This is a genomic window from Nostoc parmelioides FACHB-3921, assembly GCF_014696625.1.
Lineage (GTDB): Bacteria > Cyanobacteriota > Cyanobacteriia > Cyanobacteriales > Nostocaceae > Trichormus > Trichormus parmelioides.
In genome coordinates, this window is sequence record NZ_JACJQL010000085.1 from 1 (window position 1) to 21,950 (window position 21,950).

The following is a 21,950-nucleotide window of genomic DNA, read 5'->3' on the forward strand; positions in this document are numbered from 1 at the left end:
TTGGTATTACCCAAACTGCTTTAGTTGGATTAGATGAGCTAAGTCAAGAACGGGCAATTTCGAGGAGCGAAATGATTGAACGTATTGGGCGCGGATTAATCAAATTATTAGATAGCGCTACCTCTAGCTAATACATAAAAGCTAATTTGCTTTGTCACTTAAAAAACCTGTCAATTTTCATGCCTACTAATTCATCAATAAACAAGTTATCAACCATGCTCAGGATTTATTTAAGACCAGTTATTTATTTACTTTCATCAACTTATTTATTGAGTTTGATTGATGAAAATCTACTCTTCATCTTGAATTAGCAAGATGTTCAGGTCTTATTGAAGATTTGACTGTTCGCCAAAAGGATTACTGATAAATCCGTTCTCTGACCATTAATTGTTAATAAATCTGCCGTAATTGATTTTTTTTCTGTAGTCCCTAATCTATCACATCTTAAGTCTTATCTAAGACTTAATAAACAATTTGAGTTTTCCACCCATATCAGGAGTTATTTATTATGTCCAACAATCCTCAGAATTTGTGGGAAGTTTATCAACTTTATTCCGCTTGTTTATCCACCATTTATTCCTCTCAACAATTGCCGAGAATCGTCAATGAAATTAATTCGGCTATCTTCAGATTTTTGTTAACTGAATTTGGTTTTCAACGTCAGCATCCACATAAGAAGATGACTCTGGCAGAAACGGAGGCGGCTAAAGCTCATATGCAATCACTGCCTACAAGTTTATTACCTCAGGTAAGACCAGCAATTCAAAGAGCCTTTGACAAATTGAAAGTATCCCAAGCTAGTCGTAATACTTATGGTGCCAGAATTAATCAGTGGGTAACTTGGGCTGAAAAAGAAAGTTGGTGGCCGGGTAATTTGCGGCGGACAGAAAAGTTTCGCTCTCAGTGTTGTCCACCCAAGGTGAGTATATATGGGGAGATGTCCAATACGCCTTTGATGCCCGGTAAGGGTAAATCACTGTCTTATCGTCTCCAACCTGAAGAAACTCCACCCCAATTGCAAGCCGAATTGAATCAATTCTATAGATTTATGACCACGGCTGATTGGCACGGACGAGTGACTGAACCAGTGAAAGAATCAACGGCTCAGGGACACTGGAAGAATGTCAGCCTATGTCTGGGTTGGTTTTTCAAGCATAGACCTCACCATGTAGGTACAGTCAACAACGAAGTATCACTGTCATTAATATTTCCTTTAGTGACAGATGAACAGCTAGAAGAATTGACTCCCAAACAACAGCAAAAGCTGTGGAAGGCACAGAAGGCTTACTTAGAAGAGTTGATTTGTGAGTATTTCAATTTCTTACGGTCAGTGATGCATTCCACAAGTCCAAGAACTCGTCATCTCAAGCTGTTATCGATTCTGACTTTAGGTAAGTTTATCTACCGTGATTGGGTGGAAGATAAGTCAGATTACGACAACATTCCCTTATTTAAGCTGGTGAATAACCTTTTAAAGCGGGAAGCTGATGGGACGAAAGAATGGTCTCGAAATCGCTGTTATGTTGCTGACCAATCGCTAAAATGGCCTGATGTGCCAGAGGGTAAGACTGCGCTGACGATGGTACAGTCAACTGTGATTGAGCCGTTGCGATTATACTGCCGACCTCGTAATCATCGGGGAGATTTTCGTTCGCCACAGCAGATAGCTATTAATCATCAGGAGTTTTTAGCTTGGGTGGATTTGGGATTAACTCCAGCTCGTCGCCAACAAGAGGTGAGAAATTTGAGGGTGGCGCTGTGTTGTCCTGTGATGCGACCAGCTGATGTGAAGGCGAATGGTTTATATCACCCTTTACCCCCGAATGCGGTGCGGGATAAACGCCCTGATGGCACGCTGGAGGATAATTACATCTACAAAACTTATACCTATGAAGGGAAGTATTACCAGGATGGGGTTTGGGTCAAGGATATTCAGGATTATAAGACTTATAAGTTTCATGGTCACAAGTCATTGATCATCCCGAATCGCCAGTTTGCAGATGGTAGTTGTGTTTATGACTATATTGAACGCTATCTTTATGGCTGGTGGCTGCCTGGTAGTTATAAAAATTCCCAAACTTATAGCTGGTGGGAATCTGGGTTACAAGGGGTAAGGGGACGTTGGGTGACGGCGGGGCGAGCCGAATTTACGCCGCTAGATACCTGTTGTTTGCCAACAAATACCAAGTCAGAGATGTGGTCTTGGGGATATTTCTTTATTGTGCCTGATGTGGGCAAATGTTACACGGATAGTACGTTTGCTAACTTTTTGGCTAATTCAGCACATACGCTGATTGGTAAACGGATAACGCCGCATACGATGCGCTATATTTGGGCGACTTGGGGTTTTCAAGTGGGGTTGTCGGATGCCCAATTACGGTCTTTGGCTGATGCAATGGGTTCTACGTTGGAGACGCTGCGTTCGATGTATGAACGCTGTACGCCCTCCGAGAAGCGACGGTTAATTAAGGAGGCGATTGATGAGTTGTTGTTTCCTGATGCTGGTAGTGATGATGAAGCAGTGATGACGAATGCTGCTGATTTACAGGGGATTTTTCAGTCTATTCAGTCTTTGAGTGATCAGCAGCGTTCTGAATTGATAAAAATGCTTAAGTCGTCATAGTCCTGACTATGACTGTAGCTCTTCCTAACTGTAGGAGTCAGCAATAAGAAACACTTCGACCTGCAAACAGGTTCTTTATATTCATGTGCCAATTTCTACCGGGAGCAAATGAGTCATTTGCTCCCGGTAGAACCATTTTTATTGCTGATTACACCAAATTAGAATTTGGTGGAATTGGTGCGTCAGCATCAATCAAAAATAAAGTATCTTGTATTTGCTAATTTGGTTAAGCTTTTTTTAGATGTTTTCTTTTTAACATCACTCCAAACCCGCCAGCCAAAATAGAACTAAGGATAATTGAAGGTTCGGGAACTGATTTTGATTGATAATTAGCGTTACTCACTGACAAGATTGATGAGCCAAAAGTATCATCCACATCGACAACACCAATGCCAATGTTGTAGATGCCAGATGTTGCAAAGGTATAGCTAAAAAGAGAGCTTCCGGTTAGAGGGATAACTGAGTTGCTAATCGTCAAAAAGGCGCGATCGCTGGAGAAAGTATCGTAAGTTAAAAAGGAATAATTAAAACTGATAACATCCCCAGCCAGAGCATTAAAAGTTCTCTTAATGGCAGAACCTTCTGTAGCATCAAGACCAAGGTCTCCTGAATTGAGACCTAAAAAAGTTTCTAGGGAGTTAATATAAGTTGGGTCATTGCTGGAAACATTGTAGTTAGAAGCATCATCACTGCCATCTGAGAAGGCATTTGTTAGGGTCGCTTGACTTGGAACTGCAAAAACATCACCTGATTTGTCCCAACTGCTTAAATCAAGGCTGGCAGCAAAAGAGGGGGAGACAATGGTGAAACCGCTCAAGCTGAACAAGCTAAGAACTAGAGCCTTTTGAATTGTTTGTCTGATAAAAGTTGTAGCCAAGATATTAAACTCCTACAGTTAAATTTAAACAGGTTGTGCTTATATAAACGTGTAAATACAAGCCTTTGCTTTACCCTCTAAAGAAAAACTTGGAAGGTAAAGCATAGTCCTAAAACACAAAGTTGCTGGGGTTATTGAAAGTGGCTGAATTTGTTAAATTCACTGTGATAAAAGGTCTGAAGATATCACCACTACCAAATCCATCAGTGTCAATTTGCACGTTAAAATTGCTGGTACTATTGCCTTGTACAACTTTCACGTAGCCGTCGGCTATGGCATTAGTGCCGTTGTAACCTCCTGTGACTAAACTATCGAGCAGTTGAGTCAAGACAATATTATCCTTGCCAACCTCAAAATCAGTAATTGTGTCCCCTCGGTCGCGGATACTGGTATATACAAATTGATCGTTACCGCTACCGCCTGTGAGTCTATCTGCACCTTGTAAGCCGATGATGCGATCACTGTTTGAGGTGCCAGTCAGTTCGTCACGACCTGATGTGCCAGAAATTTCATTAATAGCTTTTGTCAACTCGATGCTAACTGTGGCTGTATCAGTGCCTCCCTTACCGTCGGTAATGGAGTAAGTGAAAGTATCAGTAGCTTTTTGACCTACAGCTAAAAAATCGAATTGACCATTTGGGTTATAAGTAAGAGTACCATTAGGATTGAGAGTAATTACAGCACCAGAGCTTAAAGTAATCTGGTTCCCTGTCGTTATATCTTGGTTCTGAATTTTGGTGATAGTTAGAGGGTCTGCGTTGGGGTCGCTATCATTAGCCAGCACGTCGATGGCCAGTATTGTTGCAGTATCAGTATTGATGCTATCTCCCAGAGCAACAGGAGCCTGTGTTGCTTCATCAATTGCATCTAAGATGGCAGAGACAATTTCTCTAGCATCCGCAGCTCTAAAACTCTTACCGCCAGTTGCTTCAGTGAGGCTTGTGAAATCAGCGATCGTCCTGGAATTATTGCCGATGATGATAGTGAAGATTTGCACAGGAATTTTAACTTCAACATCCTCAGCATTCACTGCTGATAAGGTAAAACTTGTGCGAGCAAGACCTTCTGTAACATTACTAGTTTTTATATCTCCTGAGATCGAAAATGCCCTAAGTCCACCGTTGATTGAAACTTCAACATTAGATGCCAGCTGAACCACTTGTGAGCGAAGTTCAGTATCTTTGGCTGGTGCGTCACCGAAGAGGATGATTGTTCGGGAAACTGCCTCTTCATTCCATCTACCAGCCCCGCCGGATAAGGCGCGGATTAATCCAGCATTTACTGCTTCAGGAAAGTCACCACCGCCACCAACCGAGATACTATTGATCGCGTTGACTGCTGCGGTTTTTCGATCTTCAATTTCCTCTTGATCAGTGAAGGAGAGAAAAGTGTTAGTTCCAGGATCATTGTATCCGACCACAGCGATCCTAGAAAAAGGAAAGCTATCATCAAATATCGTGTTGATAATACTGTTTGCACTGGCTTTGACAGCAGCAATGTCGTCGAACATACTGCCAGTTGTGTCAATTACAAATGCCAGATCTAACCCCTTGAGAGGGACTTTTCTGTCCTTAAACTGAGCAAACTCAATATTGGTTAGAGTATCTGTTCCGTCTTCTTGTGTACCACTGTTATGGGTAATAGTAACTGTTTTAAAATCTGCTGACAGAGTTAGTTTATAGTCTTTATAGTCGCCGGAATAGATAGCAATATCTTCCTCTCCGTCTCCTCCATCAAGAGTGTCATTTCCAGCCCCACCAATTAAGTGATCATTTCCAGCCCCACCAAACAATTCATCGCCGTCATCTTCGGAACTAACATTAATATCTCCTCCATCAAGGATGTCATCTCCATCACCACCATCAAGGGTATCTTTACCCTCACCACCCCGGAGAAGATCATTTCCTGCATTCCCTTGTAAATCATCATCACCAGCCTGACCCCAAACAACATCGTCGCCATTGCCACCCAGAAGAACATCATCACCACCTGAGCCGAGAATCAGGTCATTACCATCGCCCCCCTCAAGCGTATCATCGCCACCAAAGCCTAATGTAGAATCCTGTCCAAATAGGATATCTGCTCCAGAAGTGCCGCTTGCTCGAATGGAAATTGTTGGCGAACCGATACCAGTGTTTGTTGTAATCGGATTTACGTCACCGTTATAACCTAGATTAAATTCTGTAAACCCACGACGCGCTGCTTGGTATATCTCAGCGTCAGGAGGGAGAGTTTCGTTTATATCTCCAACTTGAAAAATGTCTAGGATGATTCGGTTGTCAATTAATGTTGTTTGCGTCCATATTGAGTTTCCTAACTCAAATGCAGAGTTTGTAAATCCAGCAAGAAAATCTTCCGGCTGTTTAGAGATAAAGGTTGCCGTCGTTCGACCTTGCTCATCAATGACGAGTTGCCCACCAGGCACATCAACGATTGAGTATTTACTATCACTAAGAAAGTCATCGATACGTTTACCTGTATAGCGTCCAAACAACGATCCGAATCGGCTTGCGCCAATGCCAGGGTTTCCCTTATCGAAAAGAGTAAAAACCTCAAATAGAGGAATATCCAAGAAGTTGACATCAACGCCCTCAATTTCTGTAAAACCAGCGGCATCCAAGAAGTTTCCTGGGAACTGGTTAATTTGTCCCTTATTTCTCCAAGCATTGGCGGCAGCTTGGAAATGCTCCTCATCCGTAAGTTTTCCTGTGCCACCGCTGCTAATGTCTTGTTTTACAGCGTTTAAGATCGATTCAGCTACTTGTTGGGAGAGGTAATAGATCCCTGGATAGGCAGTAGCTAGGGAAAAATCAGGTGCATCCTTCCCAAACCGCAGTTGAAGCCACCAATTCGAGGCAAAGGCGATACCGCCCACAGTATCACTGAAGGTTGAGATTTTAGCTGTTAATCGAGCATCACCATTGTCAGCTAACTCGGAGTAAACATAGTGAAAAGCCCCTCGGTCTCCAGCTTTAAGCAGAGCCTCTAGAATATTTAATTCCTTGTCAGTAAGACGGAGATTACCGTCTACTGTGAGTGACACATTTGAATCCATTTATTCTTGTCCTCTCAAAAGTGTGGTTTTCATAGTGAATTGCTTCATCCTTTTCGATACCGTAACTAGCCTTGAAAGACTTCTTGAAAATGAGTTATGCGGGATTTAACTGGCGATTCTACAAGTACGCTGTTGTTGAGGATGCGAGTTTTACTCATGTCTATAAGTTTTTTTGTGATTAACGGGTGAGGATAGTCAAGGAAAATTGCCGAGGAGGCTATGGCTGATGCTTCTACTGCCTTCGGACACTGAGGTTGTTTTTCAATCACCTACCATCTTTAAGAAGACACTGTTTTGCTCTCCGACTGATGGGAAGAATTTTTCTTCAAGCATCTTTCGGAAAGTTTTCAGTTCACCTTGCCATTTCTAAATCAATTACTGTAGGCGGTGTAACCGTTGACTCTAGTAATTGCTTATTTAAAGTATTTTTACTTAAATTTAAATACCATACTTTTGGTAGATGTAAGTAAATTTTCTTACGTCGTTCATCAACTATTTATAATTTTCAGTAAATTTACGACTAAAGTTTTAAACACTAAAGAAAGAATAATAAAATACCTTCAAAAACTGATGGAGTAAAAAGTATTGGAATTCAGCTACAGAAAAATCTAGTTAATGAAATCATATAGTGTATATTATCTAACATTAATGAGGCGTTGCTGATTAGTGGGATGATTTTTGTCTCACGCATACCGCAAGCGGAACCCGCAGGGTAGGTGCAAAGACGCAAAGAATCAATATTGGGGAGAAAGTAGCGAAGATACCGTTGGCGAAGTCAAGAAAGAGCAGACATGGTCAAAGACTAAGGAACGTGGATTAAATAAAGTGCAAAACTTGGTTTAAAAACTTTTAAATACCAACTTGGGTGCATTCATTTATATCTATACAAATTTCTTGGCTAGGTACTATATAAAGGGATTCCCAAAAATGGGCACAACGTAAAATCAATAATTTTCGCCTTGATTCCACGTTAGAGCCATTTCGTGGAGTACGTGGCTCAAACTCTTCTCACTTCATTCATGTCTCTCGCGATCGCCATACAAGGGGTAGTGTTAAGGTAGCTGCGACCAAGGGCAAACTAGACAGTGCACGTTTTAGGGTATCCACCGGGTATCTGATACTGTGATACTACCCATATCTACGCCAAGTTAGTATCTTTGAAATTCGCCAACGGTATCCCTATCTTGGCGGCTACCCCTTTTCGCGATCACTGTTTTGAAATAGTGTTCACGTCCTGTCACAGTGTCTTCAAATCAATTTTTTCTCAAATCCGGAATATCCCATAGCCAATATGTATCAAAAATGAAATGTAAGCGTTTTCTTACCCAGTGATGCCCCAGAACTTCTTCAATCAAAATCTTTCCAAATTTAATGGGGTGCGATTAGCTTATGTTTATATGCAATTCCCCATAAGAGAGAACGCTGACCCACTTCGCAAACCTGATAATTACAAGGAAGTGTTTGCTGATGGGGAGTTTGATGATTTTATTCAAGCAATTTCCACACCTTGGACTCATATCACAACTAAGGTGTTAATTCAAGAGCGATCACGATTTTATTTAAGAAGTTAGCAAAGAAACAATTAAATCTTTTACCCTGGTCATACGTATAGCATAAAAAATAGTTAATTATGAGAAGTATATTTCTATTTAAAAACGCAAATATCCAAAATAAAATTAACATAATTACAGAGGAAATATATAAAAATATAGACTTCAAAAATACACATATAGGCAAACAAATACTAAATTATACTAAAAGCATGATTCTAACGCTAGAAACACACGTAGGATCAGAAGTTTTTGAAGAAATTTATCAGAAGATAACTCTTATAAATAAAGAAAATAAAATAGATTTAGAATTTAATAATCGAAACTTAAACTCATATTTTAGTAACATTTTGGAAGGCAATTCGATAGATGAAAAGTTGGCGGGAGTAGGTCTAGAACAAAGAAGAAGAATGGCGTTTTTTAGAATTATATATGTGTTTACGGGGAAATTTGAGAAATCAAAACCTAAAGAAGTGTATGCCCTTTTAGGTTTTATTTACTCCTTAGATTGTCAATTGGCTGCATTTCAGCTATTGGCTAATAGAATTCGTCCTAGTTACAAGCATTACGTAAAAAAGCTTCTTCTTTTATGGGTTTTAATAAAAGAAAAGTTGATAGAGAATATTGCAGAACAAATAATTAACATCTCACAATTGAAACTAATTGGAACTGATATAGAACAGAGAAAAAAATGGAGTGCAAAAGCTGGGGTGAAAGAATTAAAAGAAAAAATTCAAGTAAATAACTTGGTTTCTAGCTGGGCCGAGAAAGGGAATTGTTCTTTCTTTGTGACAATTTCTGAGTCCACACACAAAAAGGAAAAAAGATTCGATGGGCTTTTAATTGTAATGCCTGACATCTATAGTTCTCAATATATATTGACACCTGAAGGAAAAAGACAATCAGGAAAATATTTAGGACTAGTTAAAATGCGAGAGAATTTTTTAGCTAATTTATTTGCGTTTCGTCGAATAATTATGATGAGGAAAGAGGATAATGACAAACCGTTATTGGGGGTAAAATTTATAGAGGCTACGGTGCTTATATTTTTTACTTACTCTATCTCATTGTTCAAGGTAATTCTGAAAAAACAAAATTTGTTGTCAAATGATCCTTTCGGACAAGTTAATACTAGACCTGTAGAATTGAAGACAGTAGAGTCAAAAAAGAAAATTAAAAAAAGAGTTAAAGAGGGAATTATACAATTAAGAAATTGTGGAGTTTCAAGTGGTGCAGGGTCGCTCGCCATTCAGTTAACCGATCCTTCGCATACAAAGGAAATTGTGGTTGAAGCAGTTGGTAATGCATTTCGAGACATAAAGGATAATTATGATATAGAAATAGTTGTTTTCCCCCCATTCGATAAGACAACCGGAGAATATTTAGAACCAATTTACCAACTAAACCGAAGTAACTATGAAAAATAAACCAGCTACAGAGCAAGTACCTGCGCTAATTGTTAAAAGTAGGCAGTTTTAGAGTAAGCCAATTGGAATAAAAGTAAGATACCATTGGCGAATTATTCTTTCACATCCGAAATACAGATTCTGCCTTAGCACGTAAAAATAAAAAGTACTATTGATTACTGGATAATTAAGTAAAAATCAAGAAACTTTCGTATTAGCAAAATTGTTAGCAATTTGCCACAAGCATTTTTACCAAATCAAGCTGCTGAAAATAAATACTCTATTATGAAATTAGCACCCTCTTTAATACTGTTCTTAGCATTAAGTTTATTTACATGGCTGAGCATATCTGAACCAGTAGTTGGCCAAACAAATAAGCTTGATGAACAGAAAAAGCAGCTTGAAGTCGAAAAGCTGAAAGTGGAAATAGAACACATGAAAGATTCAGATCTTGATGACCAAAAAAAACAAGCTGAGCTAGACAAGCTGAAGAAAGAAACAGAACAGATAATGATTCAGCAACAGCAGAGTTGGATAACTTTGTACGCAACAATGGGTGGAAGTATAATAGGTGCTCTTGGATTAGGATGGACTATATGGTCTGGGTTAAACACTTTAAACCAACAGATACAAGAAGGTAGGCAAGAGCGTATATCATTACTATTAGAATCATTATCTTCACAAGAAGAGTATTCACGTTTAGGCGCTTCAAAAGGACTGTCTCAATATGCAGATTCCTGTGTTTTAGAACTACTTACTTCATCTTCTATAGAAGACTCAGATCTGGTAAGACAGAATCTTGAAGACACACTTTCTTTAGTAGGTTATCAAGGAAAACAACAAGTTCTAGAGTCAAATAACAGAGCACTATTAGAAAGATTAGAAATTGCTGGTAAAATTCAAATTTTAAGAGCAAGTGATCAAAATCTTACCATAGATATAAACAAGTTATTGCTATTATCAGAACCTACATTAAAAAAATTACGAAAAGCTTTTAACGTTCAATATGAGTACGGACAAAAGATATCTCGTCTTTATTTAGAGAACTTAGAAGCTACACCACCACCCGGTATAATTCAAAGTTACTTAAGTCAAAATATAGAATCAACAGCATCATATTTAAGAAAACTTAATCAGATTACGAGTAATGTGATAGCAATATGGCTAAGAAAAGGCATAAAATTAAAATGGTTTAGTTCAGGAATAGATCTTTCATTAACAAATCTTTATAAAGCGAATCTATTAAATTTTAGAGGAGTTGGTTGTGTATTCAATTATGCAATAATGAGGCATTCTAATTTAAAATTAGGAATGTTTGATAATTGTATTTTTTATGATGTTGATATGTATGATTGCAACCTTAAACAATCTTATTTTAAAGAATCAGATTTATCTAATAGTAACTTAAGGAAAATAAGAGGGATTGGAATAATCCTAGATGATTGCATATTAATTAATACAGTACTAAGTGAAGCTGAACTCACAAAAGCAACCTTTCAGGATACAGACATAAGGTTTGCAAAATTAAACGGAGCGATTCTTAAAAAAAGTAAATTTGTGCAAGTTAAATTAAATCAAGCAGAACTACGAGATGCAAACATAAATCAATCCATTTTTGATGGAGTAACTTTGTTTGGAGCAAAAATGATCAATGCTAATTTATCAAACTGTCAAATATCCAATACACAATTTAATGGCGCTGATTTGCGTGGTGTCGATTTTTCCAAATCTAAATTTAAAAATGTTGATTTTTCAGGTGCTAATTTGTCAGGGGCTAAATTTACTGGAGCAAAACTAGAAAATGTGAACACCAGTCATGCTAGAGAAGTAAACAATGCTATAGGATTGAATGAGGCTATCACAGCAAATTCTATTCCAAAATCTTGGTGGCAATCCTTAAAAGATATATTTAATTAAATTATTTTTTTTATCGTTGAAACCATTGCTATGTAATGCTTTCATATTTTATATTGCAGATGGTGACAAGCTCACTACTTTTACTAAGCGTAAAAGTTCTAAATAAGCTTTGATTATTAAATGATGAACTGTTGTAATCTTGCTTATTAATAAGCTGACTGGAATATTATTGGATATTATGGCAACAAAATAGCATCGTTATAGATTTTAATCTATTAACAACTCATCCTAGCCGCGACCGCGCAACAGCGATGCGAGACACTGGCTCTCAAAACTCTTTCTCTGCTTACATTTCAACTTTCAATTAAGAAATGCCTTCACGAGTTTTTCTTAGAGGCGGGTCAGAGAAACGTTTCTCTGACCATGCTTTTTAGTCCCACTCACTTCGTTCTGGCTGCGCTCGCACCATATTCTTAAATTTTGTAAAATGTGCATCAAATAATAGCTTGATTGTGCCTGTAGCCCCGTCGCGGTTTTTAGCAAGGATAATCTCTGCAACTCCTCTATCTACCGTACTTGGTTCGTAATATTCGTCACGATACAACATAATTACTTTGTCCCCGTCCTGCTCAATCCCGCCGCTGTCACGTAAATCAGAAAGCATGGGACGTTTGTTATTCCGGCTTTCCACTGCCCTTGATAGTTGCGATAAGCACAATACAGGAGTCTGCAACTTCATCGCTAAACGCTTCAGTCCGCGTGTGAGCTTTTCTATTTCATTGTTCCTGTTCCCCCCACCGTTACCATCCATCAGTTGCAGGTAATCTACGACGATTAACCCTAAATCACGGCGCTCTCGTGCCATGATTTTACGACACTCAGCCTCAATGTAGGTTAATGGTGGGTCTGGGCGGTCATCAAGGTAAACAGGTAACTCTGATAATGTGCCGATGCCCTGTGATAGTGATTGCCATTGTGTATCAGAGATACGTCCTGATTTCAAATAACCGCTGTCTATATTCGCTTCACTTGACAGCGCTCGCATGGCAATTTGCAACTTTGACATTTCCAGACTGAACACGACCACAGGGTATCGATATGCGGATGCCAGATAAAAAGCTATTTGAGCCGCAAACGCCGACTTGCCCATTGCCGGACGACCCGCCACGATGATTAAGTCAGTACGATTAAATCCCCCTGTTATTGCATCAAGGTCATAAAAGCCTGTAGGAATGCCGGGTAATACCTTACCTTGGCTACGGTCTTCAATTTCCTGATATAAATTAACAACTACATCTGAAATGTGATTAGCCCCCGTAGTATTAGACGATCGCTGCAACTGGTAGATAAAGTCCTGCAATTGTTCAAAGGCTTGCTCTAAGGGTGCTTCTTCATCTGACTTGTGCTGCAACTCAATTGCCAGATTTCCCAGTCTGCCCAGTTCCCGGCGCTTCCACTTGGATACAACCACGGTTGCCAGCGCATCAATGTTAACTGCTGATACAGTGCTATCAACCAGCGATGCTAGTTTGTTTCGCCCACCGATAATTTCTAATAAGCCATTATCAGTTAGATAGTTCGTTACCATCAGTAAATCTGTAGGCAATTCCAGTGCATTGAGTTTCAGGGCGGTGCTATAGATTCGACCATGAGCGCTGATATAGAAGTGATGCGGCTTCAAAATGTCGCGGACACGTTCTATTGCTACGGGGTCAAGCAAGATACCCCCAAGTATCGCTTCTTCAGACTCAATGCTTTGTGGTGGTAGCTTAGAGGCTGTAGTGCCAAAAGGAATTACGTTGTCGTCACTAGCGTACATATTCAGCTTTGATTCTCGTTAAGATTAAAGTCATACATTTATGCACTTAGGAAGTACAAGCAGTGGTGTGATTGTCGTTTCATCAGTCGGGAATATCGACAAATCTTTCAGGGTATCTGGCACTCGCCCATTCATACCATTTGGCAGATACAATATGCTTGCAAAACTTAGATAGTCCCTCGGAAAGCAGCATATTGTAGTAGTGATCATGCTTCCAAGCCTCCCAATTGAGAAAATCATACTTCTTGCGCTGTTTTTCTTTCTCTGTGGGATCATCAGCGAAGTTGTTAATTTTCTGCTGTAATGTCCGGCAAGCTGCCTTCCATTGCTCAAACATACAAAGTACCTCTGTACTACCTTCATCTTGTTTAGAAAGTACTGTGGTCACGTATGAAGCAACGCTGTTAATGTCTTTGCCTTGCTGACGCTGATAGGTTTGATAATAAAGCAGGAAATCGACCTCTTTAACTGGATCTGAGCTAAAAACTAAGCTTTGAGAATCGTTCTCACGCGCCGCGCCGGAAAAATGGTTTTCATGAGTGGATTGGTCGTTGGTTGTAGAGACTTTTTCTTTATTAACAGCGTGGCGATCATCTTGAACTGCTTTGTCAAGGCCAGTGGCTTTGCTCCCCTCTTCCTCTTTTTTCTCCGTCCTTCCAGTGATCGATTGAGTTAATATTATTTCTTTGATCTTATTAGAGGGCTGAAAAGTATGCTGTGACTCACTTTCAGGCTGACCATCATACATTTCATGCACTACCCCATTCATTTTTTGCACTATCCCATTCATTTTTTGCACTATCGGTAGGTTTGTATTATTTGGATCGTGCAAATTTTGAACCACGGTCAAATCTTTTAATAAGAGTTCTCCAACTTTTACGGGGTCAACGCGATAAAATTTAGCAGCATTACCCTTAGTAATGCCGGGTTGACAGGAAATAACATACCCTTGTTTTTCTAGTCCTAGCAGGAGATGTTGAATACCACGGGCCTTACCGAGTGCTGGATAATTTTCTTCCCACTCTTTATAAGTAGCACTAGTCCACCATTCTCCATGATGAAAGTAACTACGCTTGTTGAGTCTGGCATTACTTAAGCACCAGCTTTCAATAACTTGAATTAACAAAGCCTGATTAGTGCCTACTACGTTTGCAACGCTCCAATAGAGCTTAGTGTATGCAGGTTCATAGCCGTGAGTTAGTCGATAAGCCGTAGCCGCAGTTGCTGCGGTCGCTTGGTCTACGCTTTGATATTTCATTTTGTAGCATCCGAATTATTGGTATAAATTTCGGATAACTCCAACTGTTGCAACGCAACCGCAGAACTGGTTATTATAGTATTGCGATCGCGGTCAACTCAAGACTTCCACATCTTTAGGAGTTACCGCTATGTTTAGCCGAATTACAGAACCCGCTTAGATTCCCGTCCGAGCGGGTTTTGTCGTTGAACCAGGGGCAAAAACATTATTTAACTGTCCTTGCTCTGTGAGATCCGTTTGCGCCTTTGCGTTTCGTTGCTTTTCTGTCTCAGTCTCCATATTCGCAGGTTTGCATAATCAACCCCGTAGATGGGGCAGGGATGAGAGCCAAATTTACTCTCAATACGTTTGATTCCGTTGTTTAGTTAATTTCCTTCGGTGAAATTATCCCCCTATTTTTGTTGTGAGCGATCACGGCGTGCGTTTGCTGCCTCAGCCAGCATGACTTTTATCTGCTGATTAATTGAGCGCTTTTCCTCTTTGGCGAGCGCTTCGATTGTTGCGTAAAGCTCTATCTCATCATCTTCACTGAAATAAACATTTACCCTTTTTTTCTCCATGTGTGAGTTTTAGCTCTTTTGTGCCATCATCACACAATTTATCACGCTACTCCTTGACACGCTCGTGCATTCTTGTGCTATATTAGCACACAGAGAAACGAAAAACAGTAAGGGTTAGACGTAAAACACTGCGGACTCCTCAAGACGAGGTTGTTTAAAACCCTGAAATGTTTACACGATGAACATCCTATAAATTCAAGCTAAATCTGCGGTCGCAGCTTATATCTGCGTTCGTGATAAACTTCTGCACCGTGATAGATATGGCGAGAGTAATAAGGTCATATTTTCTTAGTTTTCTACTGCCAGCTACGGCAGTAATTAACTAGTAGAAAAGCCATGAATCAGAAACGAATTGTATTACCTCAAGACTTGATACCCCTTGCTGATCACATTTGCAAAGAAACGGGTGTTTCAACACATAGTCAGCTATTTGTGCTTTTGCTCAAGAATTACGGCGAGCGCTTTGTCAAAGCAATAAAGGAGGCTTAAACGATGGATATCAAGTTATGCAATTTAGAAGCAATCAACGAATTACCTATTGAGAAAACAATGCTTAATCAAAATCAATTACGAAGGTTAGAAGCAATAGAGCGCTGGCTCAAAGAAATTCGAGATTCCAAGGAATTCATGCAACTGGAATACTCTCCAGATGTGATGCTAAGTGATGCAATTCAAGCAGTGGGTGAACTACTTGATGAACACCAAATTTATGATTACAAGTCCTCAAATTTTACTGATAATCAGTGGCTAAAGTATTTAGAACAAAAGCCAGTAATGAACATTCGCCGTGTAAATATAAGGTTGACTTAAAGCTCAATCGTGACAAGGTGCTAAGACGTTGTTACGAAATTCCGAGTTTATATAAACAGCACACAGCAGAGATAACAAACACGAGTGTGCAGTTGAGTTTGTTCTAACCTTTGGTAATATATACTACCGCGCGTCGCGGACAAAGGCAAAGGTACAAGCGCGTCAACTAGTCTAAAAGGGGCATTTTTCCGAGGGTAAAAGGAATTTTGTCAATATATCAGAAACTCTGGCAAGGCTCGTTATTGCGTGATTATAGCCAACGAAAAAAAGAGAAAGGGAATTTTTCAGAGTTATTTTTCAGAGTTATTGATAGGTTTCAGCTAGAAGGTCGTACCAAATACACCTTTTCAGCTAATTACTTATGTCAAATACCTTGGACGCATTCGGAATACGAATCAATTTTATACACACCTAAGTAATAGTTAGGGGGTAATGTGGCAACAAAAAAGTATATCACTAAGTATCATCAGCTAAAACAAATCTACGAGCGCGAGTTAGGAAAAGAGATTGCTGATGTCACTTGGTATCGAGTGGTGGCTACTTTAAAACAGCATTTTAATTTCAGCGTGCTGGGTAGCGACGCGAACAAGATAGTTGAGACATTCGCCGGATTTAAACGGCGCTATGGCAGCTTTACAGGTCGTGGTGAGGGGTTTAGTGAACGCTGGCAAGCATTCAGACATTTCTATGAAATAAATACTCAATATCAAGGGGGAGAGTTCTTAAAGCTTCTTGCAGAGCATCTAAAAATCAATCTTGATGATGTACCGCGTAGCACTCCTTACTACTGGTTTGAACGTGCTGAACTATCTTTCAGCGCTGAAAATATTTACCACAGCAAAGATTTAGCACTTGTGGCGTTTGTTGCAGCTAAATGGGCAATTAATAAGCGATCGCAACCAGTAAAATCTGCTGACCCAAAAGTTTTAACACTAGCCAAATAAAGAGCAATCACCATGTCAGACAAATTTACTAATAACGTCCGCGCTCGCTTGTACAAACAGGGTTATCAAGGATTTACTAAAGACGATTACACAACAGCAGCGATCGCTGTAGGATGCGATGACATTAACAATCCCACCAAAGAACAATTGAGCCAAGCCGTTGACTATCTCAAAGCCAAAGCTACAAGCCAATTATCCGTAGCTGATGAACCCACTGAAGAAAAATTTCTCACCCAAGCAGAGTCCGAACAGTCCGAGACTGAAATTGAAACAGGTGCGCTCACGGTGGCCCCTCAAGATGTAGGCGAGATGATCACGTCTAAGGCGGCTTTCCTGGGTGTAATCCTGTCAGAGCAACAAATCAATGACATAGCCGATAGCGTTGACACCTCAGCCAGCACTTTTGACGAAATTCTTGAACAAGTAGAAACAGCACTACTCGCCTATGCTGATTTAAGAGCCAATCAAGTTGACGCAAAGATTGGCCAGACCTTGAGCAGAGTACAACAGAGAGTAGTTAATCGTCATGAACAAAGCAGAAACAAGCTATCCCTTGGGCTAACGGGTATTAGTGCGGCTCTGGAGGATAGCCGTAATCAAACTAAAAGCCAACTCTCCGGGATACTCGCCAGACTCAACGCGGCTCAGGCTCAATAGTGATGACTTAACACTCCTTGAGTGCTTAGTAATTCGCTGGTCAAAACTAAGCTACTTCTCAAGAGTTGCTGTTAGTTTAAGTGCGATTGCTGCTTTCATTTTGCCCTTACATTACTGGGCATATCTGCCAATAAGGGAGCATTATAACTATCAGCAATATCTCAAACGCAGGTCAGCTATTGAGCAATACGTCAGGCGAATGGAGTATCACTGCCACAAAATATTTACCCCAGAAAAACAATATCGCTGTGAAAAATTCAATGAAGCTCAAGAATCAGGTAACTTCCAAATCTCGCCACCTGGAACGCCAGTTAAAAAATAAGTTTAACGCCTCTACTAACTTAGTAGTCAGAGCGTTAACAGGTGATAAATCAGCCCTGAAGTTGATAGGACAAATGGGTAATGACGGGGCAAAGATTAGTGAATTTGCCCCACAAGTCAGAGAGCAAATGTTAGCTGCTATCAAAGGGACTGAGGACTTAAATCTAGTCCTGGGTGATATCTATAAACAGGCGGGTGTAAGCGGCGAGAAGATTGAAAGAGCAGTGCAGTCAGCAATACTAGCTGACACTCATCTAGCAAATATCCTAGAAGAAATGAAGCTTGATTTCGCTTCATCCCAGAATAAAGAAGCTCTACGCCATCAGCAAGCAACAGACCACATCAAGTTGAAAGCATGGGTGGATAAACACATGATGCAAGTTGATGGTGAATATAAGATGTTGCAAACCGAATTACAGACAGACATTAGACAACAAACAATTGACCTGCAACATGATAGAGAACTGGGTAAGTATTACCTAGAAATGGGTGATAACGCTCGTGATGACTTCAAGCCAAAAAAACAATATGCAGGGCGTTCGATTGTACAAAAAATCAAAGATGCTCTGCTAGGTTTTTGACAGTTAACACCCGACAGTGACAGCATAAATTTACTGTCGGGCAAGCAAATATCCTAACAGTAATATGACATACGATATTGATGAGGATGGACAAGAAGAATTAGCCAGCGAAATTGCCCCAGATACCCCGTTACCCAAAGACTTAATAGAACATCTAGAATCGCGCAAGCAGCACCGTAAGGATGTTATCCATACAACTGATAAATTAACTCGTTTCTTTGTTGGTTGGTCGCTCAATTCTACAGGATTCTTTATAGCTAAATATCTCTTAATAACTGGCGGTGGCGTTAACTTGTGGCTGGCAATTATGCTCTCGTTTTCTATATGCAGTGTTGGCTCTATGACTGGGTTAACGGGCTTGAGAGTTAATTACAACAGTGATGGATTAGAGGTAGATAATATGCAAAATCTTTTTAAAACTGCTGGGGGTTTAGTGTTTGCTGGTGTCACAACTTGGTTAGCAGTCAAAGACTATCAATATTTTGAGAATTTAACGAAAGAAACAGTCTCCCAGATTAGCCAAGATATCCAAACCATTGAAAAACAGAATCCACAATCAGACCCTTGGTTAAGTATTGCCGTCGCGTTGGCTTTATTCATTGGTTCCATTGCAATTATTTTTAGGGGACGAGAATGAAACAGGGTGTTTTCGAGTTAACGCTGGCTGGTGTTTGTGGTGTAGCCGCAATCATTGGGCTGGCAACATCGCAAACACGCCAGCCCTACAATTTGACACAGATTCAGTTCTGCCCCAGGTCAATTAATGGTGTAGAAAGTCAAGTAGCACTGGATAAACGTTTCTGCAATCAGCCCCGCTTTGTCCTGACTGAAGAATGGCTTCGCTACGGGCTGTATGGTAGTATCATTCCCTACAAAGGTGATGCCATTCAATGGGTGCGTGACTTGCCCACAGACAACCCTAATCAGTTGTTAGGATATGGGATTTCTGTTACTGGGCTATGGGGTATTGTGGGCTGTTTGGTCGTGCGTTCGCAACGGCTCAAGCGCATAGATTATGAATTGGGAGAACTGGAAAAGACTGGCGATTATGCAATTTGGCAGCACAATTTGCATAAACGTGAAGTTAAGCAACATTCGATCCAGCTATATACTGAACGCTTGAAAGATGGACTGTCAGGACTGGATACAGAGGAACGTTTAGCATTGGGATTGACTGATTCAGAAAACGAACACGCTAAGGCACGTATCCAGCTTGAAGATTTTATTCTAGCCCGTGCTGTTAATCATTCTGTGATGGATAAAACCATTGCTGAAAATCTTCGGGACAAGGCGAAGGCTGACCAGGAACGTGGCAAGATTGAGGGCAAAACCAAAGGCGAGATCGCAGAAACTAACAGCAATCAATCTGTTGACCAGCAACGAGCAACGGAACTGATAGAAGCACTCAAAGCTCATGAGGATGGCTGGTTGTGGAAGATTATCGACAACCTAACGCCACTGTGGTTAATCGGTCGCCAGGGGTCAGGTAAAACTTACACGAGCGCGGCTATAGCTCTTGTTAGAAAGCATTGTTTAGGGATTCCCATCTACTACTTAATTGACCGCCACGCGACTGGGGATAACTCTAAAGCATGGCGATATCTTGATACTCAAAACATTGCCGAGTCAGAGTTAGAAATAGGTACTGTCCTTAATGCTCTGTGTGAGCATTGGCTATTAAGAATTAAAGGGAAGAATGACCTAGAGCAATCTACGACTATTACGCCTGAACAAGTGCTGATTGATGAGTACACTAACCTGAAATCATTAATTGGTGAACCCGCAGAAAACTTTTATAAACTGCACTTGACAGACACCAGAAAAGCAAAAGTTTATGTGACTGGTATTACTCACAATGATACAAATTCCAGCTATCCAGAAGGTACACAAGCAATGAGAGAGGCGGGTACAATCCTCATTCAAAAATTCTCGGCTAATGGTAAGAACCCACTGCCAAGAGTCAAGATTGTTCGCGGCTTGCTTGATGATAATGGCGAGGAGTTAAAAGAGGCAGAGCGCACACTACCAAGCTGGTTTAACCCAGAGGACATTTATAACCATTTCAACGGTCAGCCGATTAATTTTGATGCGTAAATTTATGTGTTTGCTAATGAAATAACATTGATATATTTACTAGTTGGCATTTATAGATGCACTAAATCGTCCAAACAAACTCGGAGAAGATTTTGTATTCTCACATCTTGCACCAATAAAAATTGATGTAATTTTATAACTCAGTAAAAAGCTGAAATAGTTAATTTAGCGTTAAGAGCTTATATAAATGAGGTAGCTTTATTACGCATCTTTTTACCTGACCAGGGGTTGTACGTAGAGGTGCAAGATATGAGTATTGCTTCATAACCCAATAGCAACGAGGCAACTACCTAAAGGCTTTATTAAGTTAGGTCGTGAATATTGGGTAGATGACTCAGAATTAAAGTGTACTACTTGGGATACATAAATAAAATCTGCTATGTGTTAGGTGACTGATAAAATTAATCCTGAATAATCAGCAAAACTAGATATTTTAGTGAAACGCGATTCGATTTATTACCAAATATTTAAACGTTTTCCTGCGTTAATTTTTGAACTCGTTGATGACCGTCCCCAAGAGGCGCAGAATTATCGATTTGAATCAGTTGAGGTGAAAGAAACCTCCTTTCGCATTGATGGGGTCTTTTTACCTCCAGAGGGTGCAACGCCCAGGATTATCTACTTTGCAGAAGTTCAATTCCAGAGCGATGAAGGTTTGTATCATCGGTTTTTTACCGAATCAATGATGTATTTGAACCGAAATCGGTCTGAATACGATGACTGGTATTGTGTGGTAATTTTTCCATCACGCTCAAATGAACCAAGCGATACAAGAACTCATCGAATATTTTTAAACAGCGACCAAGTGCAGCGCATTTATTTGGATGAGTTAGGTACTACTAATACTCTGCCAATAGGCATCAATTTAATGCAGTTGACAATCGCATCGGATAAAACGATGGCAGAGCAAGCGCGTCTATTGATTGAGCGAGTACAATTAGAGTCTACTGCCGCACTGCCGAAAGACGAGATAATAGATATTATTACGACAATTGCCGTTTACAAGTTTTCTTCGTTAAGTAGAGAGGAAGTGGAAGCGATGCTGGGACTAACTTTAGAGGAAACCAGGGTTTACCAGGAAGCGAAAGCTGAGGGTAGGGAAGAAATATTGAAAGCAGCTGTGCCACTGTTACTAAAAACAGGAATGAGTATAGAACAGATTGCTCAACAACTCAACGTTGATGTAGAAGCTGTCCGGCTTGCTGCTATTGAGAACACGGAGAAGTAAGCGTATGGGAGGTGGGAATTTATAAGTTTTGTTTCGTTTTGTGGTGAAGACGTGAAAATCTTGGACTGGGACTGCTCGGTAGCGTTGATATTACCCCAGTGCATCACTCAAGGCTGACTTGTTCAAGTAGTCGTTTAAGTAAACCCAAACTTACCAACTCCTATCAGTACCAATCTCATGAGCATCTATTTCGATAAAGCAGCAATCCATGTCAGCATGAGAGTCCATTTCTTGTATTAAATCCCAAACTTGCTTATCCAAGTCCTCATCATTTTCGTAGGGGATAGTGAGAATGTACTCATGGCTATTA

Annotated in this window: 17 protein-coding genes; 11 read left to right on the forward strand and 6 right to left on the reverse strand. The window is 40.1% G+C overall.

Going from position 1 to position 21,950, the window contains the following annotated elements:
- Positions 1 to 508 precede the first annotated feature (508 nt).
- Positions 509 to 2,623 carry a hypothetical protein gene (locus tag H6G14_RS29200; RefSeq protein ID WP_190572005.1) on the forward strand — a complete coding sequence of 705 codons (2,115 nt, stop codon included), beginning with the start codon at positions 509 to 511 and terminating at the stop codon, positions 2,621 to 2,623.
- A 226-nt stretch (positions 2,624 to 2,849) separates the two neighbouring features.
- Here H6G14_RS29200 and H6G14_RS29205 read toward each other — a convergent pair whose 3' ends face one another.
- The 3 genes from H6G14_RS29205 to H6G14_RS29215 form a co-directional block, all read right to left on the reverse strand.
- The gene (locus tag H6G14_RS29205; RefSeq protein ID WP_199326328.1) at positions 2,850 to 3,500 is read right to left on the reverse strand and encodes a PEP-CTERM sorting domain-containing protein; all 651 of its coding nucleotides are present in this window, start codon (positions 3,498 to 3,500) and stop codon (positions 2,850 to 2,852) included.
- Positions 3,501 to 3,609: 109 nt separating this feature from the next.
- The gene (locus H6G14_RS29210; protein ID WP_190572007.1) at positions 3,610 to 6,555 is read right to left on the reverse strand and encodes an Ig-like domain-containing protein; all 2,946 of its coding nucleotides are present in this window, start codon (positions 6,553 to 6,555) and stop codon (positions 3,610 to 3,612) included.
- Between the two features lie 65 nt (positions 6,556 to 6,620).
- The gene (locus H6G14_RS29215; RefSeq protein ID WP_190572009.1) at positions 6,621 to 6,824 is read right to left on the reverse strand and encodes a hypothetical protein; all 204 of its coding nucleotides are present in this window, start codon (positions 6,822 to 6,824) and stop codon (positions 6,621 to 6,623) included.
- Between the two features lie 1,062 nt (positions 6,825 to 7,886).
- Between H6G14_RS29215 and H6G14_RS29220 the strand changes: the two genes are divergently transcribed.
- From H6G14_RS29220 to H6G14_RS29230, 3 genes are all read left to right on the forward strand, one after another.
- Positions 7,887 to 8,126, forward strand: a complete 240-nt coding sequence (locus H6G14_RS29220; RefSeq protein ID WP_190572011.1) for a hypothetical protein — start codon at positions 7,887 to 7,889, stop codon at positions 8,124 to 8,126.
- A 59-nt stretch (positions 8,127 to 8,185) separates the two neighbouring features.
- Positions 8,186 to 9,532 carry a hypothetical protein gene (locus H6G14_RS29225; protein ID WP_190572013.1) on the forward strand — a complete coding sequence of 449 codons (1,347 nt, stop codon included), beginning with the start codon at positions 8,186 to 8,188 and terminating at the stop codon, positions 9,530 to 9,532.
- A 213-nt stretch (positions 9,533 to 9,745) separates the two neighbouring features.
- Positions 9,746 to 11,428: a pentapeptide repeat-containing protein gene (locus H6G14_RS29230; protein ID WP_190572015.1), complete on the forward strand. Its 1,683-nt coding sequence runs from the start codon at positions 9,746 to 9,748 to the stop codon at positions 11,426 to 11,428.
- A gap of 370 nt (positions 11,429 to 11,798) precedes the next feature.
- Here H6G14_RS29230 and dnaB read toward each other — a convergent pair whose 3' ends face one another.
- From dnaB to H6G14_RS29245, 3 genes are all read right to left on the reverse strand, one after another.
- Positions 11,799 to 13,187, reverse strand: coding sequence for a replicative DNA helicase (gene dnaB / locus H6G14_RS29235; protein ID WP_190572017.1), 1,389 nt, complete (start codon positions 13,185 to 13,187; stop codon positions 11,799 to 11,801).
- Positions 13,188 to 13,269: 82 nt separating this feature from the next.
- A complete protein-coding gene (locus H6G14_RS29240; protein WP_190572019.1) occupies positions 13,270 to 14,445 on the reverse strand; it encodes a hypothetical protein in 1,176 nt (391 codons plus the stop codon).
- Positions 14,446 to 14,837: 392 nt separating this feature from the next.
- Positions 14,838 to 15,005 (reverse strand): hypothetical protein, encoded by a 168-nt coding sequence (locus tag H6G14_RS29245; protein WP_190572021.1) that lies wholly within the window; start codon positions 15,003 to 15,005, stop codon positions 14,838 to 14,840.
- Between the two features lie 492 nt (positions 15,006 to 15,497).
- Between H6G14_RS29245 and H6G14_RS29250 the strand changes: the two genes are divergently transcribed.
- The 7 genes from H6G14_RS29250 (at position 15,498) to H6G14_RS29280 (ending at position 21,640) form a co-directional block, all read left to right on the forward strand.
- Entirely contained in the window at positions 15,498 to 15,815 is a 318-nt protein-coding gene (locus H6G14_RS29250; protein ID WP_190572023.1) for a hypothetical protein, read from the forward strand.
- Between the two features lie 434 nt (positions 15,816 to 16,249).
- Complete coding sequence (locus H6G14_RS29255; RefSeq protein WP_190572025.1) at positions 16,250 to 16,759, forward strand: hypothetical protein; 510 nt, start codon at positions 16,250 to 16,252, stop codon at positions 16,757 to 16,759.
- 12 nt (positions 16,760 to 16,771) lie between these two features.
- Entirely contained in the window at positions 16,772 to 17,416 is a 645-nt protein-coding gene (locus H6G14_RS29260; protein ID WP_190572027.1) for a hypothetical protein, read from the forward strand.
- Between the two features lie 179 nt (positions 17,417 to 17,595).
- A complete protein-coding gene (locus tag H6G14_RS29265; RefSeq protein ID WP_190572029.1) occupies positions 17,596 to 18,318 on the forward strand; it encodes a hypothetical protein in 723 nt (240 codons plus the stop codon).
- Positions 18,319 to 18,382: 64 nt separating this feature from the next.
- On the forward strand, positions 18,383 to 18,955 hold the full coding sequence (locus H6G14_RS29270; protein WP_190572031.1) for a hypothetical protein: 573 nt from the start codon (positions 18,383 to 18,385) through the stop codon (positions 18,953 to 18,955).
- Positions 18,952 to 20,412: a hypothetical protein gene (locus H6G14_RS29275; protein ID WP_190572033.1), complete on the forward strand. Its 1,461-nt coding sequence runs from the start codon at positions 18,952 to 18,954 to the stop codon at positions 20,410 to 20,412. The genes H6G14_RS29270 and H6G14_RS29275 overlap by 4 nt, the downstream gene beginning before the upstream one ends.
- 436 nt (positions 20,413 to 20,848) lie before the next feature.
- Positions 20,849 to 21,640, forward strand: a complete 792-nt coding sequence (locus tag H6G14_RS29280; RefSeq protein WP_190572035.1) for an Rpn family recombination-promoting nuclease/putative transposase — start codon at positions 20,849 to 20,851, stop codon at positions 21,638 to 21,640.
- Positions 21,641 to 21,950: the final 310 nt, after the last annotated feature.